This window comes from Ochrobactrum sp. CGA5 (assembly GCF_006345815.1).
Classification (GTDB): domain Bacteria; phylum Pseudomonadota; class Alphaproteobacteria; order Rhizobiales; family Rhizobiaceae; genus Brucella.
Window position 1 is genome coordinate 1 of the sequence record NZ_VCIG01000018.1, and the last position, 26,358, is coordinate 26,358.

Consider the following 26,358-nt stretch of genomic DNA (forward strand, 5'->3'; position numbering starts at 1 on the left):
ACAAGCGCAAAGCGTTGCAGCCGGAACAAAAACGGCTTTCAGGCTGCGCCCGAACCTTCCGTTTTTCTTCCGTCTGCAATCCTTGACTGAAAATCACACTGTCTGGGGGCGGTCTGCGCCCGCCCCCTCTGCCGGGGTTAATGCACAGGGCATTACCCGACAAAGGGCGCGGCTTCGCCCACTGGCAAAAGGAACCTTCGATATGGCTAAACTGACCAGAGCGCAGCGCAAGGCACATGCGGAGGCGGAGCGCATTTTGTCGAAAGATCGTCTCACAGAAGATGAACGCGAGTTTGTTTTCAACAACTGGCATGAAGGCGCTGACTTCAACAATGCTCATGCAGGTGCCTTTTTCACGCCCTACGATATGGCGGCAGATTTTGCCATTGATGCAGGACAAGGCCGCGTCATCGATCTTTGCGCGGGCATTGGCGTTTTGTCCTACTTCACGATTGCCCGCAGCCGTTGGGCAACCGAACCCACATCGGTGACTTGTATAGAACGCAACCCGCGATATGTCGAAATCGGGAAAAAACTCGTACCGGATGCCCATTGGATTTGCGCCGATGTTTTCGACTGGCGCGAATGGTGGCACGATGATCTAGGCGGAAAACCTTTTGATTGGGCCATCGGAAACCCGCCCTTTGGTCGCGTTCGTCGCACGGAAAACGGCCCCCGTTATCACGGCCCCGATTTTGAATTTCACGTGATCGATATTGCATCGCAAATGGCCGACTACGGAACCTTTATCATTCCGCAGCAATCGGCAAGCTTCCAGTATTCCGGACGCCCCTATTACGAACGCCGCACAAATGGCCGTGGCGTCGAGTTCGAGAAACTGACCGGCCTTGTCATGGAATCCGGCGCTGGCGTCGATACGTCGATTTTCAAAGATGAATGGAAAGATACAAGTATCATCTGCGAAATCGCCTGTTTCGAGTTTGCAGAAGCGCGAGAACGCCGCGAAAGGGAAATCCAGCGTATCGCTGCAAATCACGTCACCGCCCCCGCCCGTCCCGCCGAACAACTGGCGTTTTTCTAGGAGGTACGGCCATGAACGAATTTGGCAACAATCGCCGGTCAAGCGTTGAAGTTTACGACACAGATTCCGGGCTTGGCGGCTCTTTTACCGTTGAGATTGTCGAGGACGTTGACGCGGATCGCGTCAAAGTCCGCGTCTGGTATGGTCGGGCAACCCCGTCAGGGTGGGAATGCTGGCACGAATGGGACGGATATCGCTTTATTGTGCGCCGTGATGCGCTCAGGAACAAAAGACAAATGGCGCTGTCAAAACCGGCATAAACTGCCATCGACAGCAGGAAAGTAGCAGTTCAGGGAAACAACGATTATGAAAACATGTGTGATAGAGCCATCCTACGGCAAAGACGAGTACGGCAATCGTATCGTGGAACACTACACAGCATGGGACACTACCTATGCAACCAGTGGCGAAGATGATGTCATAGAGCAATACACGTCTAATTCGAAAATGAATCTCATGATCCATGACCTTCGGTCACAAGGCTACACTGTTGAGACGTGGCAGGAGCTAAAAGAGAAAATTGAAGTTGCTGGAAAAGTACTACTGGACAGAATTGATGATGCTCGCCCTGATCAGGCCACGCTTGAATTAGCCAAAATCGATGCAGCGCAGCTTGTAAAATCAAGATGGGGCGGAAAGTTTTCGCCTCCGCAGCTTGCCGAATTTATCCGGAAGGAGACATTTTCATGAACAAGATTGTCATATCCGGTGCATTGATTGCTTTCATCGCGCTAACAGGATGCGCCGCAGACCGAACCCAGACGGCGCAGCCGCATAAGACTGAAAAGGTCTGCGATTCCAAGAATGCCGCTATCACGGAGAAAGGCGTTATTGTCTGCAAGAATGCGATAACGCTCTAGCCCGGAACATTTTATCAAGCCACCATCCAACGACCTAAAATATACGGCTTTGCCGTATATTTTAGTTGAATGATGGACGGCATTGCCGTATAGTGATGATATGCAAAGCGTAATCCAGACCACTATATTTCTAGCGCAGGCCAAACGGTGCGGGCTATCCGACGACGAATTGCAAGAGATCGTCGCCGTGATCGCCAGCGATCCAGAATCCGGGGCGCTTATGGCCGGAACTGGCGGAGCGCGCAAGTTGCGTCACGCCCGCGAAGGCCAAGGAAAAAGTGGAGGATTCCGCACCATTCATTATTTCGGGGGCGGCGACATTCCCGTTTTCGCCCTCGCAATTTATGGGAAGAATGAGAAAGGCAACCTTTCTAAAGCCGAACGAAACGAACTGGCCCGCATCCTTCCCAGGTTGGCCGACGCATATAGACAGAGAAAGGATAAGGCATGACCTTTGGAAAAGAGCTTATCCAGAGTGCAAATGAAGCGCTGGCAATCGCACAAGGGCGAGCAGAACCCGCAGCCGTGTTTGTCCCTGAAAGCATTGACGTTGCGGCGATCCGTAAACGCTTGAAACTATCGCAGGCCGAATTTGCGAAGCGGTACGGCCTGCCCGCTGGCACAATCAAGGATTGGGAGCAAAAACGGCGGCAACCAGATCGCGCCGCAATGCTGTTCTTGAAGGTAATTGAACAAGCTCCCGATATGGTGGCGCGAGCTATCCGCGCATAATCGGGCTATGGCCTAAACCCCAAACCGTCCGGCGCCCGCATCGAGCGGGCACCGAACGGTACGAGGAACCCCCCGGTCCCCGGTTCCTCGCGCTCCTCCCCCCGGAATGGTGGATGACCCGCAAGCGGCTCATCCAGTTTGCCTGTTTAGGTTTTGTCGGCGTCAACGGTCGTTTGCTGATCCAGCTCCACTCCAGCGAGAGTGTGACGGAAACCGAACTTCGTTCGGTCGAGATTTGCCGGTTGATAAACTGGCGGGGCGTCCGTGGCCTGTACCTCCGTATTTTCATGGTGCTTGTCCTCTTTTCCTGAAAGTGGCCATGCGCAATCTAATCGCTTCGCACGATACGGCATCCGCGGCCTTATACGCGCAACCCCTTCGGGGTTCTCCTCTCCGCTACGCTCCGTTTCAACCGCAAGCGGTGCGCGCGTCCGCTACTGCCGTATTCGAGCTACGCGATTGCGCACAACCACTTTCAGGAGGACAAGCACCATGAAAACACTCATCGCATTTTGCCAGAAGACCGGACGCCGCTTGCGCCAGTTTATCAACCGGCAAATCTCGAAACTGACCCGTGCGGGCCAGTTTAAATTTTCCGTCACACTCTCGCTTCCGTTCATCGCGAAAGTCGAGATCAGCTATCAAACGAGCGTCAGCAAAGCCGACAAAACCTAAACAGGCAAACCGGAAGATCGCAGCCTTCCGGCTGCGATCATCCGCCATTCCCCCCGACCCTGACCGAGAACCAATTTGGCTGCGAGACTAAAGACGAGACAGAAATAACACGGCCATAGTCGCACCTGGCGCTATGCACCAGTCGCGAAAATGGAATGCCAAGGCATACAAGCCTGACACCGCCCCCCTGCCATCGAAAAGACGCTCAGTGAAGGGGCAAGCGCGGCGAGCCGCTTGTCGCGTCAAAAAAATCGGCTTTCAGGCTTACGCCCGAACCTTCCGTTTTGTTTTGCCCCGACCCCTTCACAGACCGCCTTTTGGCCGGGGATCGGGCTGCGCCCTCCCCCCTATGACCGGGGAAAGCTGTTGCTTCCCCGATCACAGGGAAGAGGTCTCGCCCAATGGGGCGATTAATGGAGCGCAGAAAATGGAAGACGCTGAAAAGGCAAATTACGCAATCCGTCTTATCGAAGGTCGGCACCTGACAGCCAGCAACAAACGCCATATCTCGGCTCTTCTAGAGCGCGGTTGGTGGAGCGGCCATAGCAGGCATATTCAGTATGAAATCGCTCGCCTGACAGATGACACGTATCGCGTCATCATCACGCAACGCGAGCGAGACGACATGAAACGGGTGCAAACCCGCACCATGCACGTAACCATTCTCGCATCCCCCCGGATGATAAAAAGACGCCGTTAGGCGTCTTTCCAATCTCCGGAATGAACCGATTAATCGCCAGATTTCATATCCGCTTTCTGGCGACTTTTAACGCCTGCGATATAGGCGGCAATTTCATCATCGGTCGCGAATTTGCCATCAACCTTGAATGTCGTCGTCCATTCAGCCGGTATTGCAGGATCGCGTGCCTTATCAGTGAATGAGGCTTCAAGCGGTACGACGACCTTATATAAATGCTCACCGACGCCAGACACCAAGCACCTAACGCCATGCTTATCGGTTCCGAGCAAGGTGCTAAATTCAGTAGAGCGAAACGGCGCTTCTTCCACGCGGTTATCGACCCATTGCAAACCGCCCAATGTCCCCAGAGGCTTGCGCTTCCATTCAAGATAACTGGTTTTTCCGAAATAGCGTTCTAACGTCAGCGCCGTTTCACCGTGGTTTACTTGCACAATTATCGTCGTGCCCACGCTCGCCATGAGCGTCTTTAGCGCGTCCTGACCATATTTCTCTGATACCTGAGCGGCATCTTGCAGCCCAAGAACTACGCAAATACCCTTGGACCGGCCAACGGTAACAAAGGTCTGAAACTGGTTGATGTGCGGGAGTTGCGCCCATTCATCCATGAAGAACCATATGCGCCGCAAATCGTCATCGTTTAGCGATTTGCTGTCAGTAACGGTATTGATCGCAATCGCATAAATAGAGGAAATCCAAGCGTCTGACAGCGCGGAAAACTGACCATCATGCTTGATAATGACGGTTCCGAATTTAACTTCGTCCATCAACCATTCGCGGATCGAGAACAGTTTCTTTCCCTCATAAGACGGCCATGCGGTCGCCAGCATATCCAGCATTCCCATATGCGCTTCAAGCGTGGATCGCGTGGACATGACCTGTTTGAAATCAGCTTCAAGGAAGAGATTTGTACCACGGCTGTACTTTAATGCCGTCGCCAGAAGTGTTTCATTGTCCTTTCTGGTCTCTTCCAGAAGGTCAGCCCATGTCCATTTACCCGGATTGGTCGCCATTAGTTTAATGATGCAAACCGCCAGCACTGCCCGCGCACTGTCAGAGAAAAATCGATTGGCCGCTTGAGGTACAAGACGATTGGCAAGCTCAATTGCTTCCTGTGAAACAACCAAATCCCTCGCAATATCCCAGACAGCCGAACGGTCATCCGTGGGGCTTAGAATTGTCGGTTCATAACCCATGGCACCGACAATATTGGGTGGAACGATTTTGGTGTAATCGCCCTTTTGATCGAAGATAATAACTTTGTCATTCCGTTCAACAGCAGCATGAATCATGCGCGACATGATTATGGTTTTACCGCCACCGGGAGCGCCAATGATATTGAAGTGGCGCGTTTCACGCGGCAAAGACACGTGCCAGCCGTCAAACATATGGATGCCTGGCACCGCAGGATATTTGCTAGTTTTCTGTTCGTATCTGGCAGCGTCGAGAAGATCCGGCAAACGGCCAACGGTCAAGCCGCTGAGAATGTCTATCGGTTTCACACGCATATAATGAAACCAGATTACAAAGCCCCCGAGCAACAGAAGCGCCACCAGTGGCGATGCAATTGTTATCTGGTAACTTAGCATTTTAGCTGGCGCAAATCCTCCATGAGAGGCGATCAGATCGACACAGCGAGAAGGATAGAGAGGCAAGTAGCAGGTCAGGCTTTCACGAAACGAAAGCCTTGAACTGCTCATAGGCCAATCACGTAAAACGTAGCCGAAGACAAAGGCCAGTACCGAAAGCACCGCCAAAGTGATGCCGATAAATGTATATGCCGACCAAGACGGACGCGGTTCCTTTTCAATCATTCTTGAACGCCTCTTTGCCAATCGCGGTCATTTCGTGGACATATGCGCTATCGTCTTGCTGCCTTGCTGCCGTGATCAGAACACCGAGAAGAAACGCCTTATCGGCATTTCTTAGCCCGGCTTTAACGGCAAGCCCGCCCAACTGGATCTTCTCATGCGCATCCTTAGCGCGGTCAGATTTTTTCAGCATTGCAAGCTTACCTTTCAGATTACGCAGTCGGTTTCTAAGCCGACCGAGATCACTTATCGGCGCTGTCGCGAAATCGTTTTGCCAATTCCTGAAACGCTTTCTTGAGTTCAGCGGTTGGAACATCAAGCAACCCGCATTCTATTGCCAGTTCGCCAATCTTTTGCGCTTGAGCCGCTGTTGCCTCTTGAAGCTGCGCTTGGAGAGCGGCAATTTCAGCTTCAATCTGTGAGACCGATTTTGTGCCTTTAGGACGCGCCATGAAATGTGTTCCTTTCCATTTCTAAGATATTAGAAGTTACGTTTAATCTTGTAATGGCTATCTCTTTTCGAAGCAAGAAACATGCGCAAGAATGCAGAAAAAGGCGCTGATAACCGGAGACAGCCCGCGCAACCTAAATAGCGCCGTAGGGCTGGCGGAGGTAGATAATAGAAATCGTTCGATGCGATTTGTATTATGAGAAAGGGCTTACCCTGCTCATAGTGGTATCAGGAAATGGCGCTGATACCGAAGCTATTCCGCGCAACTCAATTAGCGCCGTAGGAATAGCGTAGGTCGAATAATGAGACGCTCGATGCGTCTGATTATTCCCACTCTATGCGATTGGCGTAAGTGAGCCGTGTTAGTTCGGATATGGTCTGTGTGTCATTGATTGCAGATCAGACCGCGCGCAGCGCGGACGATATTGTTAAATCAGATGAAGATATATTCAAATGAATTTCGACTCAACAGCGAACATCCGGCTGCGATAAACACGGTATGAGCTAGGTGTGTATCGTTCGATATCCTCGGCTGATGACATTACATCGAGAAGTACGAAAACCCCTGCTCATAGCTTATACGCCTGTGGGTGTTCGACATTTGTTGTTAATACCGATGATTGATCCACAGCACCAGTCCCTGAGAACTGAGAGCGAAGCGAACGAAAGTTCACTAAGGGCGCACTTAGAAGTTTTTTTCAAAACTTCTTTATGGTAGTGCTTTCGCCATGGCGATTTATCATCTGAGTGTAAAGGAGTTCAGTATAGCGCGGGGGCAAAGTGCCGTTGCGGCTGTCGCCTATCGCCGTGCCGCGAACCTGATCAATGAATCTACCGGCCAATATCACTCCTATAGCAACAAGCCTGCCGTCATCCATTCGGAGTTTGCTATTCCCGAAGGATCGCCAAAATGGGTCAGGGAGCTATTGGAGTTGCCGGGCGATCAGCCTTCGCAAAAATTCTGGTCGCAGGTCGAGCATCATAATACCCGTATCAATTCGCGGTTAGCCAATGAAATTGTGCTTGCCTTGCCCATCAAACTGACCAGTGATCAGAACATTGATCTTGTTCGACAGTTCGTTTCGGAAAAACTGACATCACGTGGTTTGGTGGCGGACTGGTCTTATCATGCCGTCCCGGAAAATCCGCATGTCCATATAATGGTTCAGACGAGGCCGCTTGCTGAGAACGGTTTCGGACCAGTCATGAAGCCCGTTCTTGATAACGAAGGGAATATCAGTCGGGACAAGATCGGCAAGATTCAGTATTCCCTTTTCGGTATAAGCAAGCTCGATCTTCCGGGCATTCGTGAGGCATGGGCCACTGTTCAAAACCATCATTTAGCCATGCACGGTCATGATGTACGCGTTGACCATCGTTCCTACGAAGAGCAAGGAATTGCACTTGTACCAACTACCCATATTGGTGTCGGTGCCAATGCAATCGTTGCCAATGGTGGTCAATCAGATCGGATCGAGCGCAACAACGAAATCCAGTCGATCAATCGTCAAGCTGTACTGGATAATCCGGAAATTATTCTCGATAAAATTACGGCTCAGAAATCCGTCTTCAATGATCGGGACATAGCGCGAGAGGTGTTTAAATACACGGATAACCGGGCAGATTATCAAAGCGTCATACTTCGCATTGGCGCATCAGATAATCTAATCGCACTCGCCGCCCCTGTTTATGATCCTGTTTCGGATAAAGAGATTACGCCTGCTACTTATACCACGCGGGCCGTCTTTGAAAACGAATACAGCATTCTTGAGAACGCCGAGAAGCTTCACGGGCAAGACACGTTCTATGTTCCTGAAAAGCGCGTTCAGGCTTCGATTAATTCGTTTGAGAAAGACAAGGGCTTTTCGCTTTCGGACGAACAGAAGGCGGTTATTCGGTACGTTACGCAAGCCCAAGGCATTGCAACGGTTGTTGGCTACGCGGGTGCTGGTAAGTCAACAGTAATGAATGTCGTGCGTCAGGCTTATGAAGCCAATGGGGCACGGGTATTTGGCGCTGCCCTGGCTGGCGTTGCTGTTGACGGTCTTCGTGAATCCAGCGGGATCAATAGCCGGACAATTCGCTCATGGGAGGTGAATTGGGAAAGAGATAAGCGTAACCTTCAAGCCGGTGATGTATTCGTGCTGGACGAAGCTGGCATGGTTTCGTCGCAGCAAATGCGCACCATTGTTGAACATGTCGAAAAGGCCGGTGCCAAGCTTATTATCGTAGGCGATCATCGTCAGCTTCAACCAATCATGTCAGGTGCTGCATTCCGGGGTATTGCTGAGAATGTCGGTTATCGCGAACTTACGGGGATCATTCGTCAACGCAATCCGGAGCATGTTGCAGCTTCATTGCATTTGGCAAGAGGCGAAACGCGGCAGGCGCTTGAGCGTCATGAAGCGCTTGGTAATATTCAGATCAGCGCCAAGGGTGTTGATGCACGAAAGCAGATTGTCCAAGAATGGGGGCAAAGCTGGCACGCGGGCAATGATGCAATTATCCTCACACATCGCAATGACGATGTGGAAGCGCTCAATCAATATGCGCGTTCGCTTTTGAAAGATGCAGGCGGTTTACAAGACGAGTTTTCTCTAACGACGAGCAAGGGAACCAAATCGTTTGCGATTGGCGACAAGATCATCTTCCTTGAGGGTGATTATGAAACGGGTTTGAAAAACGGCTCGGTCGGCTTCATCACCGAATACGATCAGAAAACCCGTTCTCTTTCAGTTGAAGTCGATAACGGTAAAACGGTCAGTATCGATACGGCGCGCTATAATTCGTTCACGCATGGATATGCCCAGACCATTCATAAGTCGCAGGGCAAGACCGTTGACGATGCCTTTATCTATGCAACGAGCATGATGGACGCTCAGTTGAGCTATGTTGCCTTGACTCGTCATCGAGACTATGTTCGCCTGATCACCAGTCCGGATGCATTCAAGGATCGTGATGATTTTCTCAATCGGCTGTCCAATGATCGCCAGAAGGACGTTTCATTCCTTCATCGCCATACGCAGGACTATGCGGATGCATTGCGTGGCTTTATGGAGCGGCGCGATCTTGGAACGCCGTCAGACTGGAAAGCGGCAGTTGAGCGAACAGTCAATCATTGGAAAGGCAGACTTGAGCAAGTAACCGAGCGTTTGCGGTCCGTTCGTCAGCGTCTATTCCCGTCGCAAGAAATTCGGTCAACGCCCGAACAAAGGGCTCAGTCTGTCAGGTCGCCGGTAAACCCGTCGCCGGTTACATCGCCAGTACCGGCACAGACATTGCGCGTTTATACCGTCATGCCTGACAACGTTCGCCAAGTCGTTGCCAGATTGCAGCACACGTTTGAACATGCAGAACGCATGGACACCGATCGATCACGCAAGGAAGTGTTGAATACCAGCCAGAACGCGTTCGTCGATGGAAGTAACTCACGCGAGGTCCGAACATTTATGGCGGGCCTTAAAGATGTAATGGGACCGACTACGATCCTTGCGGCGGGACAAAAGTTTAATGCCGAGAAACTTGCCCCTGCCCTATCGCAGTTCTCCGCAGCGGATCAGCAAATGATTGAAAGCGATTGGCCTGCCCTGCACAGTCTTGCCCGTGCAAGCTTTGCCGTTAATCAGCTCGAAGTCGCCAAGCTTATGCATAGCGAAAGTAAGGATAATCGCATCGAGGCGGCTTATGAAAAATCTGTCTCTCTATGGAGAACCCCTGAGAAGGAGTTGGTTCCAGCCATGCCGGTATTCAACGAAGATATTGCAAAGACCGTTTCGCGGATTGCGGTCACACACCCGGAAACTGTAAAAGCCGCGAATTACATGCAGAAAGATCTAGCGCAGTGTTACACAGACGCGGGGGCAATTGCGAAGCTGTTCATCAATGACGTTCGTAATGGCGTCAATGTTCATGACACGCTTGCGATGATGCAGAAGAATCCGGAGCAGATCGGAGACATGCACGGCAAGCGCAATTTCCTTGGACGACCGAATGAAGAGCGCGCCGCTGCAATCGCTGCTATTCCAGCAGCGGTAAGTGCCATGAGGCATTTCGCATCCCGCTATGAGAACGTCACGCAGGATGTTACCCAGAAGGAGACATTGTTCAGGCAGCAAATGCAGACCGGATTACCGGGACTGTCGCAGGGCGCTACCAATTTCATTGAGAAGTTCAATGACGTTGGTGCGAACAAGGAGCAGCTATTGAACAGTGACGAAGGCAAGCAGGCACGCCGGGAAATCGGAGAGTTCATGTCGGCCTTCACCGAACGATTTGGAAGGTTCGAGACAAGCCCAACTGAAAGCGAGCGGTTTAATCGAGTTGCCGCAACGATCGATCCGGCGATTGCCTCAGAGCTTGCAACACAGGTTCAGCATGTTAAATCTGCCGAACAGAGCATCGACCTCCATTCGAGCGCCTATAGCCTCGGGCAAAGCCAAAGTCTGTCGCAAAGTCGTGGGAATGAGATAGAAGTCTGATTTAGCCAGAAAAACCAGATTGTAATATATTGGAAATTGTGATTAATCTCCTGCAACAAGGGAGATAATCGGATGCGGATTATTGTTGCAACGGGGGCGCTATTGCTCGCTGGCTGCGCACAAAAGACTAATTTCCATACAAAAGATGTTGGATTGATGGTCGATAAAAGTATTACTGACATAGATGAAGAAAAGAAATTCGTTTATCTAGAGAAGTCCGCATTCAATCAAAGACCCGTTGGGGTAATAACTCTCGTTCACAAAGAACCGCCGTCTGGCGCTCTTATGATGCCCATGAGCGCGATCTTTAACGGCCCGGTCGAAGATCTTATCAAATCGACGGCGGCGAAAATCGGCTACAGCGTTCGCAAGTATGGCGAACGCCCCGGAGCGCCTGCCCTTGTGGCGGTCAATCGTCACAACGATACTGCTTACGGCATTATGGAAGAAGGCTTGTTGCAGGCGCATGGCCTTGTCCGGATCACCATCGACCAGAGGCACAAGAGCATTACCGTGCGCTACAAGCGTCCGGAGCGCAGCCCGGTTGCCCATATTGACGATACGAGGCTGTATTAATGCGGTTGACGGTTTCCTTTGTTCTGGCGTCCATGACGATTGCCGGCTGCACAACCACCAAGACAGACATAGATGCGCCGCCGCCTCTTATCGGCGGCCCAGACAAGTTGACCGGCGCAAGTTACGTCCCGGCGACCTACGAGCAGTTTGCCAAACGTACCCGTAGTGGAAGCCCCGGCGCTGGCGTTGAACGGGCGCGGGTTGAGATTTTGCGTGATGCAGCCATTTCCTACGCCGCGCAGGCTGGCTTTGAACGGCGCGCTTATGAAATCATGGCCGAGCTGGAGCGCAAATCGCCACAGCTTTCCGAAGAGTTCAATTTCAGCGCAGTCGTTTACACCGCTCCGCGTGAGGCAGGCTATGTCGTGCCGCCCGTTGTGACACGCGCCACCGAAGCGCTCACAATCACCAAAGGCGGGCGCGAAAGCGTGGCAGCGGACGAGTATTACCGGATTGAAAAGCCGGGCCGCATTGTCGGTGTTATTCCGACCTGGCGCGACTACCTTGTGATGCCGCTCGACAAAGCGACCGAACCCGACGAGCAATTTTTGCCCGTCGATAAGGAAGAACGCGCCGTCTGGGATAAGTATATGGCGGAAGGCTGGTCAGAAGGACGCAGACAAGCCGAGGAAGCGTTACAGATCAATCTCAATCTCTTGCGGCGAGATTATGCGGGCATGATCGAGTACCGGCGTCTGGTTGAAGCTGGCCTGATTAAGTCGCTTCTGATTTCTTCCAGCGAAGTTCGCGCCAAGGGCACGCATGATGAACTGTTTATCGGTCAGCGCCGTGTTCGCATCGATAATGACGCCACCTTTGTTACGAACCCGAAGAAGTGGAAGCCGATCACGCGCAGGGTCGATAAATAACCCATGATCGACCAGAAAAAGCTTTCTGCAGAAGAGTATGATCCGAAGGGGAATTATGTTCCCCTTCTTAATGAGGAACCCGTTCGTTTCGACACCAATCTTGAACTGATTAATCACCTGTTCGCGGGCGCGTCCAACCGTGGCGCATCCGATTTTTCCATCATGTCGGAAAGCCGGTTGCACGTTCAGATTAGCGGGCGTCAGTATTTCGGTTCCAAGCGCATCTTCAATCTGTCCGAAGTCGATATGATCCTTTCGGCCTTGTGGCGATCAGCCGACGCCGCCGGGATCATAAAGCAGGGTCGCCCATTGGACTTTGCGCATGAAATTGTCATCGACCGCAAAACCCGCCGCCGCTACCGCATTAACGCCACCGGCATAAATGTGGGTGGATCGGATGGCGTGGAGATTTCGGTGCGCTCGCTGCCGATCAAAACGCCGACAATGGACAGCGTTGCGCTTGAGCATGAAATCCGGGATTTTCTAAATCCCAAGAATGGCGTGATCATCATCGCAGGCGGCACCGGCCACGGCAAGTCAACAACGATGGCGGCGATCACCCACGCGCATCTTGTGAACAAGGATAACCCGCGCAAGATCATCGATTATCAGGCGCCGATTGAGTACACCTTCCGGGACGTGCTTGACGAAAATCTCGACTCCCCTTCCTTCATCGCGCAGTCCGAAATTGGCGAAGGCCGCAACATTCCGACATTTGGCAAGGCAATCTGGGCTTCGCTCAGGCGCGCGCCTCATATTATCAATGTCGGTGAAGCGCGAGACTATGAATCCATGTCGGGTTGTCTTGCCGCGTCCGTTCAAGGCCATATCGTCAACACGACGACCCATGCAGGATCTGTTGCAGAAGCGCTTCGGCGTATCGTCAACGAGTTCCCGCCAGAGGAACAAGTCAGCCGGGCTTATGACCTGATCACGTCCTTGAAGGTTCTCATTGCTCAGCATCTTGTGCCGACACCGGACTTGAGCGGACGCTTTGCTATCCGTGAATTCATGGTGTTCACCGATGATGTGCGTGATCGCTATATTTCGCAGCCGGTCGAAAACTGGACGAAAGTTACACGCGACTTATTCAAAGAAGCCCGGACCAACACGAATATTGTGGCGCAATCGCTGGACCGAAGCATCCAGATAAAGATGCAGGAAGGGCTTTTGACCGAGGAAATGGCGCGGACGCATCTCGGCTCGATCTTTCTCGGCCAGTAGGCGCGTCTGGCATAAAGCAGGAGGGGAGACACAATGGAAATTGTAACAGGTACGGTCGATAATGTTAGCGAAGGATATTATCACCAGACAACGAAAAAAGGCGGCAATAGTCCGGTATCACATCACACTGTTTCTTTTACCATTGCCAACAAACAAGCGCATTTCAGAACTCACAATCCACCAAGCATCAATCCGGGGGATGAAGTCACTATCGCTGGAAAATCGCTCAGCAGTGGTTTGAATGTCTAGGTATCCTAGGTTTGCGGCGTGAACTCAGTTTCCTGGCGGAAAGCTCACCGTCGACCGTGGCAGTTGCTGCTGGAAACGGCGCGCCGGAAGTTCCAGCGTGGCCACCTTCAGAAGTTTGGCTATGCTGCACCGACCCCAGGATCAACAACTATAAAGTAAGTACAGGTGCATTTGGAATTCAATGCCTCTATGAGGTTCCATGAAGCTACCTGCGTTATAGACAAACGGAGTGGAGAACGTGCCTGAAGTGATGTGCTGCTGGCAGACGCACCCATTTGACAACGCTTGAGAAAATAATCCTGAAGGCTTTCGAGATAAATAGCTGTTTCGCAAGCGTTTCACTTACCAGAGTTACATGTCAAAGGTTCACATCCTTTCAAGGCGCGCAATCGTGATATGGTGAAGTTATATTTTTTCTACTTCTTCGCGGTAACAGTGCGTGCAGTAAGCAGTTCGTGTGCGTTAATGATCGCTAATGCAATTTCATCCATCGCTATACGCTTCGCCATAGCCTGCAGACGTATGCTTTCGTAGGCGTCTTCTTCTGTAATGCCCTGCGATTCAATAAGAATAGACTTGGCACGCTGGATCTTGTTGCTCCCAGCCAGCTTTCTTTCAAGCTTGCGAACACGCTTGGACATTGATTGTCTTTCAAGCCAGAGCGTGCGAGCAATCGTCAGATTCGTTAGCAGCCCGAATGGACGGATCGGCCGCTCGATCACTGCAAGAGCGCCGCACTCCATGACGATTTGCAACGTTCCGGGATCCTCATAAGAGGTCACAGCTATCAACGTCGGCGCGTTCTCCGCCCCTTTTTCACAAAGCTTCAGAATTTCGCGTCGTCGTTCCTGTTCAACGGAAATGAACAGTACGTCGATATTTGGGTTGATAGCCTCAGGCAGAGGCCAAGTCGTCTCGCAGTGGCAGCCTATACGGTGGAGGTGCTCGACGAGCATTTTGCCTTCTGTATCGGGCGGATGCATCACCTGAATTCGTAATCCGCGTAAGCCTTTTAGAACCTGGAAGACCACGGGAACCTCACGCGTTGGAACTGACGACTGCCGCTGCCGACCAGTCGTCGTAGGATGCGGAGACGAAATACGGATCAGGTTTGACACGCTCGCTCGATTCCCAGACAATGTCGAAGCTGCCCTCCTTGTTCACCCGGCCTATACGTGGCCATAGTTCAGTGTGATGATTGGCTGGATCCACTCTTATGCGCCCCTGTGGCGCCTCGATTTCAAGGCCGGCCATCGCTTTGATAACCTCGTCAGCGTCGTCCGTACCCGCCGCTTCCATTGCATTCGCGTACAGGAACACTTGGAAGTATGCGGCTTCAGCACATGCGGTAACAGGAGCGGCTTCCCCGAAGCGGGCCTTGTAAGCCGAAACAAATCGAACCGCGGCGGGCCGATCCAAAGTTTCGAAGAACGGTGAACTGGTAATATGGCCCGTAGCAATTCCTGGTGTCATCTGGGCGATTTCGGCTTCGCTTGTGGTGATTGCCGCAATTGGCACTGTAGAGGCGTCAAGTCCCGCAGCCGCGTAGGCCTCGTAAAACGCTTTCACGCCGTCGCCGACCAAGGTCGATATGACTGCATCCGGTGCCAGCTTCTTAATCTTCTTGATGACGACGTCGAAGTCCGAGGCTTTACAATCGATAGGCACATATAATTCGTCGAGAATTTTGCCACGGGACTGCGTCACAATGTCGGTCATCACGCGGTTGTATTCGTAGGGGAATACATAATTCGAGCCAACGAGAACGAAACGCGTTCCGTGGTTTGCCATGAGATATCTCGCCAACTGGACAGCGCCTTGGTTGGAGGACGCGCCCGTATAAAAGCATCGCGGCGAATATTCGAACCCCTCGTACACGGTGGGGTAAAAAAGCACGCCGCGGTAAGCCTCTATCTCAGGCAAGACGGCTTTTCGACATGACGACATGAAGCCGCCGAAAATTGTCGTTACCCCCTCATCGCGTAGAAACTCGCGCGCCAAGTCTCTATACCGCTTTGGAGAAGAGGCAGGGTCTTTGTGAAGCAGTTCGAGGATATGTCCGGCCACACCGCCGGCGCTGTTCAATTCTTCGATGGCCAGGAGTGTCGCGTTCAACATGGTTGTTTCGATCGCGGCGGTGACCCCGGTGGTGGAGAATAGCACTCCAACTCGCCACGCATCTGACTGTGTCATCAAATTAGAGAACTCCAAAAGCAACAAAAACCTCCGGCGCCGGAGAGGCGCAAACGGAGGCGACACTGCCTTATCTGGTTGGTGGAACTTCGTTGTTCAGGGGCGACCTTAGTTCCGTGTTTCAAATCGCGCAAGCGTCAGTGCGCTAGAACATCTTTGAGAACACGCAGCGCCTCCGCGAGTTCTTCGCAGTTTTTGCTGGCGAAACCTAGTCGCATACCTAGACGCTCCTGCGGGGCCGTCTGAAGCTGTTGGCTTGTCAGCACACGCAGGCCAAGCGCCACAGACCGTTCCAACCGTCCAAAGTCATCGCGGTTCAGGTCGATCCAATATGCCAATCCCCCATTAGGCCGCTGGAAGGCAATCCGGTCTCCGAGCATGTCAGCCAGAAGATCTCCAAACCTGTCACGGCGTTCCCTGTATATGCTAAGCGCACGGCGTACATGACGCGAGACATCACCCTGCTCAAGCAGCTTCGCGACGGCCAGTTCGCTCACCTGATCACCCTGCCTGTCCAGCAGCACGATCTGTTCTGAGATCGCTTCGATAGTTTTCTCCGACGCGACAATGTAACCCAGGCGTAGATGAGGGGACAGAATTTTGGAGAAGGACCCGATGTAGACAACTTTCGCTGGGGCGAATCCGGCCATCGGTAGCAATGGCTTATTGTCGAAGTTGAAGTCGTGATCATAATCATCTTCGATGATCGAAAACCGATACTGCTCGGCGATCGATAGCAAGCGGAGTCTTCGAGCGGGAGGGAGCGTGACCGTCGTTGGAAAATGGTGATGTGGAGTGAGATAGATCGAGCGGATTGCGGTCTTGCGGCAAACCTCCTCTAGATGGTCGATGTCCAGACCATATTCATCGACGCGAAGCGGGACGATCTTGACGCCGTGAGACGCGAAGGCGTGGAAGCCGGGCGGATAGCTTAACTGCTCCAACCCCACGGAGTCTCCCGGTCGGGTTAATATCTTGGTAGCGAGATAGATGGCCATCTGACTACCACGGGTTACGCAGATATTGTCTTCCGTAACCGAAAGACCTCTCTCTGCGTTCAGCATTCTAGTAATCGCGCTCCGCAGCTCGAGGCTACCTCTTGGGTCTCCGTACCCAAGCCGCATCAAATGTGCTTCCTTCAGCAACGCCGACCTATACGCCCGTCCCAATTCGTTGATCGGTAGGATCCTCGGGTCTGGGAGACCATCGTCGAAGCTTCCGGGTGGCCCACCCGACAGTACGACCGGTACAGCCTGCTTCCCTCCGTACACCGAGTAGTGCGGCACCGTTCCGGCGCTCGTGTCCAGAGGGGCGGGTGATCGCCAGATTGTTTCCGCCGGATCCCGCTCGGCGACGAACGTGCCCCTCATTGGATTCGAAGTCAGCCATCCCTGCGCGACGAGCTCGTCATAAGCCAGAGACACGGTCTTGCGGTTGACGCCGAGGCGGGCGGCCAGCTCGCGACTACCTGGTAGAGCCATCCCTGGTCGGAGACGGCCCCTGCAGATTTCGTTGACGATCTGCGTTTCGAGCTGTCTATAAAGTGACAGCGTGCCTGTACGATCCAGCTGTAGCGACAGGATGAGCTCTTTTCGACGGACAACTGGCCCAGTCATAATTTCCAAACTGGTTGATGCAGGCGGCCAATCCGCCTTCTATCCTACAATTGATATCTGATATTCGCACTTGTGGGAAGTTGGCTGGTCTGCATTCCGCTGCATGTTTGCAAGCAGCTAGACGCGAGCAGTTACGAAACAAGGCGTATCGTATGCCCCTGTAGGTCTAAGACCGAGGGTAAGAGTCGTACGTGCGTGCTTCAATGGCGCATCGCGTATCCGACGACTCGTAGACGCGAGCAGGGCATGCTCGCTCCATCACCATTTCAAAATCCAACGATCGGCTATCGATCTTTCCGAACGTCTTGTCGGGATGGTCGGCTAAGCGTCGATTGACCTATCTGCGCCAATCTCAAAGAAAAGGGGACCAATCATGAGCAACGACTCGATTTTCAATCTCACGCAAAGTATCGGACGCCGAAACCTTCTCAAAATCGGTGCGATCGGAGCGGCTACGGTCGCCATGCCGTCGATCCTGCGGGCTCAGACTTCCGAACTTCACGTCGCCAGTCTTTTCGACCTTACCGGAAATCTGAATATCTACGGTATTCAGCAGATGAACGTCTCCCGATACGCCATCGAGGCCATCAACAACGCAGGAGGGGTGCTCGGGAAAAAGATTGTCCTTCACGAGTATGATACACAGTCGAAGATCGAACTCTACTCGCGGTATGCTCAGGAGATTGGCGCTAGCGACGAGATCTCGGCCGTCGTAGGTTGTTTCACCGGTGCCTCCCGTGAAGCAGCGCGCCCCGTGCTGAGCAGGAACAAGAAACTTCTGTTCTTTCCTACGATCGATGAAGGCGGGGAATGCGACAAGTACTGCTTCATGCAGGGGACCGACTGTGTCCAGCAAGAAGGGCCACTCATCTCCTGGGCGATCAAGAACGCAGGGAAAAAGATCTACGTCATTGCCGCGGACTACATCTACGGGCACGTGGCGACCGCGTGGACGAAGGCTCTGGCGGAGAAAGAAGGGGGCCAAGTCGTCGGAGCCGAATTCATCCCGCTCGACGTCTCCGATTTTAGCGCGACCATTCGCCGGATCCAGGCGGCAAAACCCGATGTCATCATGTCGAACCTCGTCGGGAACAACCATGTCGCATTCTATCGCCAGTTCGCGGCGGCGGGAATGAAGAAGGACGCGCAGATCGTCTCTCCTGTTTTCGGTCTGGGTAGCGAGGAAACCGTCCTCACTCCGGAGGAGGGGGAGGGTATCGTGGTCGCCTACTCGTATTTCGAGGGCCTACAGACACCTGAAAATGCGGCGTTTCTCGCCGGCTTTAAGGCGAAATTCCCTTCCGCCGGGGTAGTGGCCGACACGCCCGCACAGGTCTGGAATGCATGGCATCAATGGAAGGTTGCCGTGGAAATGGCCGGCTCCACGGAAATCGACGACGTCGTGGCCGCTCTGGAGAAGGCAGCGCCTTTCGCTGGTCCGGCTGGAGAGACGAAGCTCGACCCTTCGAGCCATCGCAACATTCAGAACGTCCACCTTGCGCGGGTAACCAACAAACAGAGCTACGAGATCATCGAAAAGTTCGAGGCGGTCGCGCCGACCCGGGAGGTCATTGGAGCCGGCTCCTGCGATCTGGTCGGCAAGGACAGCCGAGCTCACAAGATGATCAACCCGAAGTTTTAAGGCAGGACTGAAAGATGGATGAAATGGCAACCATTGTGATCTCCGGCATGTCCGCGATCGCAGCACTTGTCTTGATATCAATCGGGCTCGCGGTCATCTTCGGTCTCATGCGTGTCGTCAACATGGCTCATGGCGAGTTGCTCATGGTCGGCGCGCTTACGACGACAACGCTGGTCAATCACGTGGGTCTGCCATGGTGGCTTGCCATGGCGGCGGCTCCGTTTACCGGAGCCGCCGTTGGAGTATTGCTGAATGTGGTTTTGATATCACGAATTCCGCAGGGTCGATTGGTTGACACCCTGCTCGTGACATTCGGTGCAAGCCTCGTGCTCTACCAACTGGCGGTGAACATTTTCGGAACGACTCCGCCCGGAATCGCAACCCCGCTGGGCGCCGTGGGTGTCGGAGACTACTCCGTATCGGCGTATTCGATATTTCTGATCGTCGCTGCTGCCGTCCTTGCCGCTGGGCTGTACCTGCTTTTTACTCGCACCCAGTATGGGCTGCTCGCTCGAGCGGCAGCTCAGAATCCCCAGATGGCCGAGGCTCTTGGCGTCGCCTCCACCCGCGTCAACCTGATCTCTTTCGCACTTGGCTGCGGACTGGCTGCACTGGGCGGCGCGCTGATGGCGCCGATGATTTCCGTCAGCCCCAGCCTTGGCCAAGCCTTTGTCGGTCAGGCTTTCATGACCGTGGTGATCGCCGGCCCGGCGTTCATATCGGGCACTCTGCTGGCAGCCCTGTTACTCGGCGGGATTTCGAACGGGCTGTCTCAGGGGTTGACCAATCTCTGGGGCATCACTGGCCTGTTCGTGGTCGCAATCATAATCTTGCGGATCAGGCCAGTGGGTCTGTCCGGAAAGTGGAAGCGTGCGCTATGAGCGATATAGTGATTAACTCGACGACGGAGCAGCAGTCCTATCCCCTACGTATGTACAGAAGTGCACAAGCAAGGGGTCTGTTTTGGCTGCCTCTCATAACAATCGTCTCGCTTCTTTGTGTTCCGTATATCTCCACCACCACTGCTCTAAAGCTCATACTCTGGATAAGCTTTGGACTTTGTGCCCTGAGCCTCGATTTCGTATGGGGGCGCGCTGGGATCTTTAGTTTCGGCCAGAACGCGATCTTCGGACTGGGCGGTTATGCGTACGCCGTCATAGCGATCAATTACTTTCAGTACAGCGAGGAAACGATCTCGGCTCTTGTAGGGGCGGGCGTCGTGGGCGCCATCGCTTCGGGTGCACTTGGCTACTTCCTTTTCTACAGTCGGCTGAACGACGTGTATCTTTCGATCGTGACGCTCGCGGTCACCCTTATCATCTATACTGTCCTGTCGAGCACCGCCGGTCCAGAGTATCACATCGGCGAAGCCCTGCTTGGCGGTTTTAACGGAATACCTGGCGTTCCAGGCATCGCTTTTCCGGTTTGGACGGGGATCGGGGACGGTGAACTCGCCATTCGCGACCTGTTGGTATTCGCGATCATCTTCGCGGCGGGTATCTATCTGTGTCTCGATCTTCTGCTGCGGGGGAACTTTGGCCTCAAGGTGGACGGACTGCGGTCGAACGAGCTACGGATGGAGCTACTAGGATACGATGTTCGCCGGCTGAAACTTCTTGTCTTCGTTATCGGCGGTACGGTGGCCGGTCTCGGCGGCGGTCTATTCGCTGCATGGGGAACGTTCATCAATCCCTCGGTCTTCTCACTTGCGCAGGCTGCTACGGTGGTGGTGTGGGTCATGGTCGGCGGACGCGGATCGCTGGCTGGGGCATTTGTCGGGGTGCTGATCGTCCAATCTGCGGCCGATGGAGCCGATCTTATCATTGCGCAACAAACGCCGCTTATCGTCGGCCTGATGTTGATCGGCGTCGTCATGCTGATGCCGGGCGGCATCGTTCCTGCGATCACAAAGCTTGTCTCGCCTCGTCGAGAACGGCCCTTCGTCCGACATCGCGCTGTTGCGACGGCTCCTCGCGAAACACTTAACCGAGGAACGATTACGGTCGATGGGATCATGAAGCATTTTGGTGGCGTACAGGTCTTGCGAGGTGTTAATTCCGCATTTGGTACCGCTCCGGTCCACGCGATCATAGGTCCGAACGGTGCGGGAAAGAGCACTTTTTTCAATATATTGACCGGCCGGCATCAACCTGACGCAGGGGTAGTCATGCTTAACGGGCAAGACGTCAGTAGATTGCCCACCCATTTACGGTGTCGGAGAGGACTCGGCATAAAGATGCAAGTGCCGTTGGTTTTTCCGGATTTGACCGTCAAAGAAAACCTTCAGATCGCTGCGTTCGCTTCCTTGAAGCCTCAAGATTTTGACAAGGTCATCGAACTGGTCGGGTTGCGCGACTCGTCCGACGTACAGGCAAGCCTTCTGTCTCACGGGCAGCAACAATGGCTCGAGATCGCTCTCGTGCTCATGCAGAACCCATCTGTCGTTCTGCTGGACGAGCCTGGTGCGGGGATGGGCGACGAAGACAAGCGGAGAACCCTCGCACTCATTCACGATCTGTCGGAACATCACACGCTCGTCGTCGTGGAGCACGATATGGAATTCATTAAGTCCTTGTCCGCACCCGTTACAATGCTTCACCAGGGCACGATCTTTCGATCTGGCACATTTGAAGAATTGATGAACGATCAGGATGTCATCGACACCTATCTCGGGAGGCGTGCGCGTGCTTGATACCAAACCAGACTCCAGCCCGCCTTTGGCTTCGCTTTCTGTCAACCGGCTACGGTCCGGTTATGGGCGTGTCAAAATCCTCGACGAAATATCGTTCGATCTAGCACCTGGAGAGATAGTCGGCATCCTCGGCCGTAACGGCGCAGGGAAAACGACACTACTCAAATCCGTCATGGGCATTGTTCGACCTTGGGAAGGCCATGTAACCCTAAGCGGCGTTACGTCGCTCGACGGATTATCATCCCATGACATTGCCAAGGCGGGTATCGGCTATGTTCCGCAGGGGCGGGGTATATTCCCTGCGCTTACCGTTCTCGAGAATCTCCGCGTCACCCAATATGCGCAGAACAAGACAAATGAGCGCGTGGCGGAGATCATCGAGCTGTTCCCGGCTCTGAAACCTCACCTCGGTTCCCGTGGCGGCGGGTTAAGCGGCGGGCAGCAGCAGATCCTCGCGCTGGCGAGAGCGCTTGTAGGCGAGCCCAAGGTATTGCTTCTCGATGAACCGTCCGAGGGTATCCAGCCGTCTATCCTCGATACCATCGTCGATATCCTCAGTACGCTGATGGCCGGACGGACCCTCGCCGTACTGCTCGTAGAACAGAATCTTGATTTCGCTGCTGAGTTGGCGTCGCGTGCCTACCTCATGGACATGGGTAGGATCGTTCAGAGTCTCGAGCATTCCGAACTCGATGCGAACCGCCTTGCACGAGATTTGATGCTCGCAAGTTGAAAGCAAACAGGTATGGACCCCATGCTCGGCAGTATCACAGAATTATACCATTACCCCATCAAGGGGCTGAGCGCGCAACGCTTGACAGATGCTCAGTTGACCGCTGGCGAGGGTTTCCCCTTCGACAGGATCTTTGGTTTCGCGCGCCATGACAGCGGGTTCGATTCGGCGCGTCCGGAGCCGATCCCGAAGGATCGTTTCATCGTGCTGGTGAAAGAGGAGCGTCTCGCGGGCCTCAAAAGCAGTTTCGACTCGTCGAGCCGGCACCTGAAGTTGGAGGTACAGGGAAACACCGTACTCGAGGAAGACCTTTCGACGTTCGAAGGCGTCGAGGCAGCAGTATCTTTCTTTTCGACGATGTTTGACCTCGACAGCGCGCAACGACCGGTGTTTGCCTCTTCAGGAGAGCATAGGTTCACCGACGTGTCAGTGGTTTCCAAGGAGCTGATGAATGCGGTTTCGCTCATCAATCTTGACTCCGTTCGCGAATTTGGCGAGCGCATCGGCGCTGAAGTCGATCCCCTGCGCTTCCGTGCAAATATCTACTTCGAAGGGTGGCAGCCATTCAGTGAACTCGACCTCATTGGCCGGGAATTCACGATCGGCAGCGTAAGGCTCAAAGGGAGTCTGCGCACCAGGCGGTGTGCCGCAACTGAGGTCAATCCCAAGACGACGAAGCGTGATCTTCCGGTTCCCCGGCTCATCATGCAGAACTATAATCACGCGGATATGGGTATCTATGCCGAAGTTCTTTCTCCCGGAAAGATCAGCCCAGGTGACGCAATCATCTTCTAGGAAATTGCTATGGAAGACAGTATCGAACTGGTCGTGGTGCATCGCCGGTATCTAACGCCCGAGATTTGCCAATTCGACCTAAGAGATCCGAACGGGGGCACGCTGCCGCGTTTCACAGCCGGATCTCACATCAAGGTCGTAACGCGTTCTGGAGATGTTCGGAGCTACTCGCTAAACAACGATGAAATCGAGGATCATCGATACGTGATCTCTGTGAAGCGCGAGGAGCACGGACGAGGAGGTTCCCTTGGAATGCACAGGGACATTCGCGAGGGAGACACGATCATGGTGTCGGCTCCGAAGAACGATCTCCCTCTGGTACCGGGCAGCCGCTACCTTCTTATTGCTGGGGGCATCGGTATAACACCGCTGCTATCCATGTTTCGCAAACTTAGCCGTGAAGGACACGAACAGGTAACCCTGATCTACTCGACACGCACGTCCGAAGATGCCGCATACCTTGACGAATTGTCGAACGGACCATTTGCTCGAAATGTCATCCTTCATCATAGCCATGTCGGCGACAACGGTAACTTTGATTTCTGGCCGTACTTACGGACACCGCAGGACATGCACATCTACTACTGCGGTCCGAAGCCGATGATGGACGCGATTTACAACCAAACGATCCATTGGCCACGCCGTCTCGTGCATTACGAGGATTTTGCTGGCGTGTCAGGCGTCGCAACGGGAAGCGCCGCTTTCAACGTCCGCCGCGTTTCAACTGGCGAAATCGTAGAAATACCAAGCGATCAGACAATCGTCGAGACCTTTAGAGCGCGTGGGCTGAAGCCTGCGAGTTCTTGCGAGAGCGGCACCTGTGGCACATGTCGGGTAAGGCTGATTTCAGGCGAACCAGATCATCGCGACCTGTGTCTAACCGAAGAAGAAAGGAAGGACTATTTCATACCCTGCGTGTCACGCGCCGTCGGCAACGAGATCTGTCTCGACATGTAAAAGAGACTGACCGTCAACATTCATGACAGTGACAAAACACCTTGTATCGATAGCGTAAAAATGGTTTTCTAAAAAGGCTAAGTATCCGAAGTTCGACAGTGCTGTCGAGTACGCCAAGCAAATGCGCCTAGGTGCGCATGCGATTACTTCGGTTCTTCCGACAGGGATGTCGGCATGGCGCTTGGTTTACCGAGATAAGTGAAACGCGCGCACAGAACAGTGACGAAGCGTTTACCGGATCAAGAGACAGAACGAACTGGTTCTTGTCGGTGTCTTGGCCTCGTATTCCGACCGCTGACATTCTTCGCCCGGCGCCCCCCCGATGATCTTCCCCACGACATAAGGGGCGGTTGACCCCGGGAAACCAGTTTCACATTTTTTCAGGGCTTCACGCGTCACAGGTGGGCTCTCTCCATACCTCATTTCATCCGTCCAACAGAAGGAAAGCCCAGTATGCAACATGGTGATATCGTTTCAGGTCGCGACTCCGTCGGAGTGGCCGTCGTGAACTACAAAATGCCCCGGCTCCACACGAAGGCCGAGGTGCTGGCGAATGCCAAGAAGATTGCCGATGTCGTCATAGGTATGAAGCAGGGCCTGCCCGGAATGGATCTCGTGATCTTCCCCGAATACTCCACGCACGGCATCATGTATGATCCGAAGGAAATGTACGAAACCGCGTCCCAAGTTCCAGGCGAGGAAACGGAAATCTTTGCGGAAGCCTGCCGCACCGCGAAGTGCTGGGGCGTGTTTTCACTCACCGGCGAGCGTCATGAAGAGCATCCGAACAAGGCGCCGTACAACACTTTGATTCTTATGAACGACAAGGGCGAGATAGTACAGAAATACCGGAAAATCATGCCTTGGGTTCCGATCGAAGGCTGGTATCCGGGCGACTGCACCTATGTCTCCGAGGGACCGAAGGGGATGAAGATGAGCCTCATCATCTGCGATGACGGGAACTATCCGGAAATCTGGCGTGATTGTGCTATGAAGGGCGCTGAATTGATCATCAGATGCCAGGGCTACATGTATCCGGCCAAGGAACAGCAGGTCATGATGTCCAAAGCGATGGCCTGGGCGAACAACTGCTATGTTGCGGTCGCTAACGCGACTGGCTTCGACGGCGTCTATACGTATTTTGGGCACTCGGCGATCGTCGGGTTCGACGGCAGGTCACTGGGAGAGTGCGGCACGGAGGAAATGGGGATCCAGTTCGCTCAGCTCTCCATCCCCTTAATCCGCGAAGCCCGCGCGAAGGGTCAGGCTCAAAACCATCTCTATAAACTCCTGCATCGCGGATACACCGGAATGATCAATTCCGGCGACGACCCCCGCGGCTCATGCGCGCTGCCTTTCGACTTCTATCGAAAGTGGACGAACGACCCCGAGGGCACCCGCGATATGGTCGAGTCGATGACACGCACGGCGCCCGGTGTCGAGGATTGCCCTATCGATGGAATTCCGGTCACGGTCTCGACCGGTCATCGGTAATCGAACTGCCCCCTCAACCAAGCGGTTTGAAGGGGCAGTCTTCCGCGAAAGACTAATCGTGGAAGAAGTCGTTGCTAATGACGGGGACGTTCCGGTCTGCGCGGACGATTGGATCGACTTCGCAATAGCGCACGCATTCTGCGACGCCCATTGCGGAAACAAGGTGCGCGCAGATTCCATGAGAACCTCCCTTTAGGAAGCGCAGAGAAGAGCGGGATCCAGAGATAATGCCACTTGAACAGTACGGTATCACCAGCGAACCCTATTACGCGCCTGTTGGGCAGGAAGTCGCTTACTTCACTGCCGCGTATGCGGAACGCGTGCCAATGATGCTAAAGGGTCCGACGGGCTGCGGAAAGACGCGGTTTGTCGAACATATGGCTTGGCGGCTGGAACGGCCGTTGATCACGATTTCGTGCCACGAGGTGTCCGACATCAGGGCCTTTGAGACAAAACTGGTTTAATTAAGAAGAGAGGATTTTCGGCTCATCATAGCTTTATCAAAGGACGCAAAGATGAGACAGAAACCCGTTCCCCAAACGTCTTCTGCGGAGAGGACGATCAAAGATATC

At 53.6% G+C, this 26,358-nt stretch carries 27 protein-coding genes and 1 pseudogene; 22 read left to right on the plus strand and 6 right to left on the minus strand.

The genetic code is table 11. The annotated features are described in order from the left end of the window. From FJQ48_RS12130 to FJQ48_RS12165, 9 genes are all read left to right on the plus strand, one after another. Positions 1–1,042, plus strand: a 1,042-nt coding sequence (locus tag FJQ48_RS12130; RefSeq protein ID WP_247870367.1) for a hypothetical protein, incomplete at its 5' end; no start/stop codon positions are given. Positions 1,043–1,053: 11 nt separating this feature from the next. Then, positions 1,054–1,302, plus strand: a complete 249-nt coding sequence (locus FJQ48_RS12135; protein WP_125302299.1) for a hypothetical protein — start codon at positions 1,054–1,056, stop codon at positions 1,300–1,302. Positions 1,303–1,360: 58 nt separating this feature from the next. Then, on the plus strand, positions 1,361–1,732 hold the full coding sequence (locus FJQ48_RS12140) for a hypothetical protein (RefSeq protein ID WP_139975364.1): 372 nt from the start codon (positions 1,361–1,363) through the stop codon (positions 1,730–1,732). Further along, on the plus strand, positions 1,729–1,902 hold the full coding sequence (locus tag FJQ48_RS22390) for a hypothetical protein (protein WP_180350197.1): 174 nt from the start codon (positions 1,729–1,731) through the stop codon (positions 1,900–1,902). The genes FJQ48_RS12140 and FJQ48_RS22390 overlap by 4 nt, the downstream gene beginning before the upstream one ends. 100 nt (positions 1,903–2,002) lie before the next feature. Further along, on the plus strand, positions 2,003–2,353 hold the full coding sequence (locus tag FJQ48_RS12145; RefSeq protein ID WP_125302304.1) for a type II toxin-antitoxin system RelE/ParE family toxin: 351 nt from the start codon (positions 2,003–2,005) through the stop codon (positions 2,351–2,353). After that, complete coding sequence (gene nadS, locus FJQ48_RS12150; protein ID WP_125302307.1) at positions 2,350–2,634, plus strand: NadS family protein; 285 nt, start codon at positions 2,350–2,352, stop codon at positions 2,632–2,634. Before FJQ48_RS12145 ends, nadS begins: the two co-directional genes overlap by 4 nt. Positions 2,635–2,747: 113 nt before the next feature. Next, complete coding sequence (locus tag FJQ48_RS12155) at positions 2,748–2,945, plus strand: hypothetical protein (RefSeq protein WP_125302309.1); 198 nt, start codon at positions 2,748–2,750, stop codon at positions 2,943–2,945. Between the two features lie 181 nt (positions 2,946–3,126). Beyond that, positions 3,127–3,309, plus strand: coding sequence for a hypothetical protein (locus FJQ48_RS12160; RefSeq protein WP_038595061.1), 183 nt, complete (start codon positions 3,127–3,129; stop codon positions 3,307–3,309). Between the two features lie 427 nt (positions 3,310–3,736). Then, on the plus strand, positions 3,737–4,009 hold the full coding sequence (locus FJQ48_RS12165) for a hypothetical protein (protein ID WP_125302312.1): 273 nt from the start codon (positions 3,737–3,739) through the stop codon (positions 4,007–4,009). Positions 4,010–4,038: 29 nt separating this feature from the next. Here FJQ48_RS12165 and FJQ48_RS12170 read toward each other — a convergent pair whose 3' ends face one another. The 3 genes from FJQ48_RS12170 to FJQ48_RS12180 are packed head-to-tail and all read right to left on the minus strand — an operon-like array spanning position 4,039 to position 6,269. After that, on the minus strand, positions 4,039–5,820 hold the full coding sequence (locus FJQ48_RS12170; protein WP_139975365.1) for a type IV secretion system DNA-binding domain-containing protein: 1,782 nt from the start codon (positions 5,818–5,820) through the stop codon (positions 4,039–4,041). Continuing rightward, entirely contained in the window at positions 5,813–6,010 is a 198-nt protein-coding gene (gene traD, locus FJQ48_RS12175) for a conjugal transfer protein TraD (protein WP_109989678.1), read from the minus strand. The genes FJQ48_RS12170 and traD overlap by 8 nt, the downstream gene beginning before the upstream one ends. A 49-nt stretch (positions 6,011–6,059) precedes the next feature. Further along, positions 6,060–6,269 (minus strand): TraC family protein, encoded by a 210-nt coding sequence (locus FJQ48_RS12180; protein ID WP_038595237.1) that lies wholly within the window; start codon positions 6,267–6,269, stop codon positions 6,060–6,062. 727 nt (positions 6,270–6,996) lie between these two features. On the opposite strand from FJQ48_RS12180, the gene traA reads away from it, so the two are divergent. From traA to FJQ48_RS12205, 5 genes are all read left to right on the plus strand, one after another. Continuing rightward, positions 6,997–10,746: a Ti-type conjugative transfer relaxase TraA gene (traA, locus tag FJQ48_RS12185; RefSeq protein WP_139975366.1), complete on the plus strand. Its 3,750-nt coding sequence runs from the start codon at positions 6,997–6,999 to the stop codon at positions 10,744–10,746. Positions 10,747–10,818: 72 nt separating this feature from the next. Next, positions 10,819–11,322 carry a DotD/TraH family lipoprotein gene (locus FJQ48_RS12190; protein WP_139975367.1) on the plus strand — a complete coding sequence of 168 codons (504 nt, stop codon included), beginning with the start codon at positions 10,819–10,821 and terminating at the stop codon, positions 11,320–11,322. Then, complete coding sequence (locus FJQ48_RS12195; RefSeq protein WP_109989676.1) at positions 11,322–12,191, plus strand: type IV secretory system conjugative DNA transfer family protein; 870 nt, start codon at positions 11,322–11,324, stop codon at positions 12,189–12,191. Before FJQ48_RS12190 ends, FJQ48_RS12195 begins: the two co-directional genes overlap by 1 nt. A gap of 3 nt (positions 12,192–12,194) precedes the next feature. Continuing rightward, entirely contained in the window at positions 12,195–13,415 is a 1,221-nt protein-coding gene (locus FJQ48_RS12200) for an ATPase, T2SS/T4P/T4SS family (RefSeq protein WP_139975368.1), read from the plus strand. A gap of 33 nt (positions 13,416–13,448) precedes the next feature. Continuing rightward, a complete protein-coding gene (locus tag FJQ48_RS12205; RefSeq protein ID WP_139975369.1) occupies positions 13,449–13,664 on the plus strand; it encodes a hypothetical protein in 216 nt (71 codons plus the stop codon). Positions 13,665–14,080: 416 nt separating this feature from the next. Here the strand turns inward: FJQ48_RS12205 and FJQ48_RS12210 are convergent, their stop codons facing one another. From FJQ48_RS12210 to FJQ48_RS12220, 3 genes are all read right to left on the minus strand, one after another. After that, positions 14,081–14,695, minus strand: a complete 615-nt coding sequence (locus FJQ48_RS12210) for an ANTAR domain-containing protein (RefSeq protein ID WP_139975370.1) — start codon at positions 14,693–14,695, stop codon at positions 14,081–14,083. Positions 14,696–14,702: 7 nt separating this feature from the next. Next, on the minus strand, positions 14,703–15,857 hold the full coding sequence (locus FJQ48_RS12215; protein WP_139975371.1) for a transporter substrate-binding domain-containing protein: 1,155 nt from the start codon (positions 15,855–15,857) through the stop codon (positions 14,703–14,705). Positions 15,858–15,994: 137 nt separating this feature from the next. After that, complete coding sequence (locus FJQ48_RS12220; protein ID WP_139975372.1) at positions 15,995–17,473, minus strand: PLP-dependent aminotransferase family protein; 1,479 nt, start codon at positions 17,471–17,473, stop codon at positions 15,995–15,997. A gap of 373 nt (positions 17,474–17,846) precedes the next feature. Between FJQ48_RS12220 and FJQ48_RS12225 the strand changes: the two genes are divergently transcribed. The 8 genes and pseudogenes from FJQ48_RS12225 to FJQ48_RS12260 all read left to right on the plus strand — a co-directional run. After that, positions 17,847–19,115, plus strand: a complete 1,269-nt coding sequence (locus tag FJQ48_RS12225; protein ID WP_139975373.1) for a transporter substrate-binding protein — start codon at positions 17,847–17,849, stop codon at positions 19,113–19,115. Between the two features lie 14 nt (positions 19,116–19,129). Beyond that, a complete protein-coding gene (locus tag FJQ48_RS12230) occupies positions 19,130–19,996 on the plus strand; it encodes a branched-chain amino acid ABC transporter permease (protein WP_139975374.1) in 867 nt (288 codons plus the stop codon). Then, positions 19,993–21,807, plus strand: coding sequence for an ATP-binding cassette domain-containing protein (locus FJQ48_RS12235; protein ID WP_139975375.1), 1,815 nt, complete (start codon positions 19,993–19,995; stop codon positions 21,805–21,807). Before FJQ48_RS12230 ends, FJQ48_RS12235 begins: the two co-directional genes overlap by 4 nt. Further along, a complete protein-coding gene (locus FJQ48_RS12240; RefSeq protein WP_247870368.1) occupies positions 21,800–22,540 on the plus strand; it encodes an ATP-binding cassette domain-containing protein in 741 nt (246 codons plus the stop codon). The genes FJQ48_RS12235 and FJQ48_RS12240 overlap by 8 nt, the downstream gene beginning before the upstream one ends. Before the next feature lie 12 nt (positions 22,541–22,552). Next, positions 22,553–23,335, plus strand: a complete 783-nt coding sequence (locus FJQ48_RS12245) for an MOSC domain-containing protein (protein WP_247870369.1) — start codon at positions 22,553–22,555, stop codon at positions 23,333–23,335. A 9-nt stretch (positions 23,336–23,344) separates the two neighbouring features. Next, on the plus strand, positions 23,345–24,292 hold the full coding sequence (locus FJQ48_RS12250; protein ID WP_139975378.1) for a PDR/VanB family oxidoreductase: 948 nt from the start codon (positions 23,345–23,347) through the stop codon (positions 24,290–24,292). 453 nt (positions 24,293–24,745) lie between these two features. After that, on the plus strand, positions 24,746–25,786 hold the full coding sequence (locus FJQ48_RS12255) for an aliphatic amidase (RefSeq protein WP_139975379.1): 1,041 nt from the start codon (positions 24,746–24,748) through the stop codon (positions 25,784–25,786). A 227-nt stretch (positions 25,787–26,013) separates the two neighbouring features. After that, positions 26,014–26,235, plus strand: a pseudogene (locus FJQ48_RS12260) (AAA family ATPase); the annotation flags it as partial. Positions 26,236–26,358 lie beyond the last annotated feature (123 nt).

Coding starts and splice junctions, on each gene's coding strand:
- FJQ48_RS12135 (WP_125302299.1), top strand. CDS start 1,054: ATGAACGAATTTGGCAACAATCGCCGGTCAAGCGTTGAAGTTTACGAC.
- FJQ48_RS12230 (WP_139975374.1), top strand. CDS start 19,130: ATGGATGAAATGGCAACCATTGTGATCTCCGGCATGTCCGCGATCGCA.
- nadS (WP_125302307.1), top strand. CDS start 2,350: ATGACCTTTGGAAAAGAGCTTATCCAGAGTGCAAATGAAGCGCTGGCA.
- FJQ48_RS12245 (WP_247870369.1), top strand. CDS start 22,553: ATGGACCCCATGCTCGGCAGTATCACAGAATTATACCATTACCCCATC.
- FJQ48_RS12205 (WP_139975369.1), top strand. CDS start 13,449: ATGGAAATTGTAACAGGTACGGTCGATAATGTTAGCGAAGGATATTAT.
- FJQ48_RS12165 (WP_125302312.1), top strand. CDS start 3,737: ATGGAAGACGCTGAAAAGGCAAATTACGCAATCCGTCTTATCGAAGGT.
- FJQ48_RS12220 (WP_139975372.1), bottom strand. CDS start 17,473: ATGACTGGGCCAGTTGTCCGTCGAAAAGAGCTCATCCTGTCGCTACAG.
- FJQ48_RS12155 (WP_125302309.1), top strand. CDS start 2,748: ATGACCCGCAAGCGGCTCATCCAGTTTGCCTGTTTAGGTTTTGTCGGC.
- FJQ48_RS12255 (WP_139975379.1), top strand. CDS start 24,746: ATGCAACATGGTGATATCGTTTCAGGTCGCGACTCCGTCGGAGTGGCC.
- FJQ48_RS12250 (WP_139975378.1), top strand. CDS start 23,345: ATGGAAGACAGTATCGAACTGGTCGTGGTGCATCGCCGGTATCTAACG.
- traD (WP_109989678.1), bottom strand. CDS start 6,010: ATGCTGAAAAAATCTGACCGCGCTAAGGATGCGCATGAGAAGATCCAG.
- FJQ48_RS12225 (WP_139975373.1), top strand. CDS start 17,847: ATGAGCAACGACTCGATTTTCAATCTCACGCAAAGTATCGGACGCCGA.
- traA (WP_139975366.1), top strand. CDS start 6,997: ATGGCGATTTATCATCTGAGTGTAAAGGAGTTCAGTATAGCGCGGGGG.
- FJQ48_RS12195 (WP_109989676.1), top strand. CDS start 11,322: ATGCGGTTGACGGTTTCCTTTGTTCTGGCGTCCATGACGATTGCCGGC.
- FJQ48_RS12180 (WP_038595237.1), bottom strand. CDS start 6,269: ATGGCGCGTCCTAAAGGCACAAAATCGGTCTCACAGATTGAAGCTGAA.
- FJQ48_RS12215 (WP_139975371.1), bottom strand. CDS start 15,857: ATGACACAGTCAGATGCGTGGCGAGTTGGAGTGCTATTCTCCACCACC.
- FJQ48_RS12160 (WP_038595061.1), top strand. CDS start 3,127: ATGAAAACACTCATCGCATTTTGCCAGAAGACCGGACGCCGCTTGCGC.
- FJQ48_RS12170 (WP_139975365.1), bottom strand. CDS start 5,820: ATGATTGAAAAGGAACCGCGTCCGTCTTGGTCGGCATATACATTTATC.
- FJQ48_RS22390 (WP_180350197.1), top strand. CDS start 1,729: ATGAACAAGATTGTCATATCCGGTGCATTGATTGCTTTCATCGCGCTA.
- FJQ48_RS12235 (WP_139975375.1), top strand. CDS start 19,993: ATGAGCGATATAGTGATTAACTCGACGACGGAGCAGCAGTCCTATCCC.
- FJQ48_RS12190 (WP_139975367.1), top strand. CDS start 10,819: ATGCGGATTATTGTTGCAACGGGGGCGCTATTGCTCGCTGGCTGCGCA.
- FJQ48_RS12200 (WP_139975368.1), top strand. CDS start 12,195: ATGATCGACCAGAAAAAGCTTTCTGCAGAAGAGTATGATCCGAAGGGG.
- FJQ48_RS12145 (WP_125302304.1), top strand. CDS start 2,003: ATGCAAAGCGTAATCCAGACCACTATATTTCTAGCGCAGGCCAAACGG.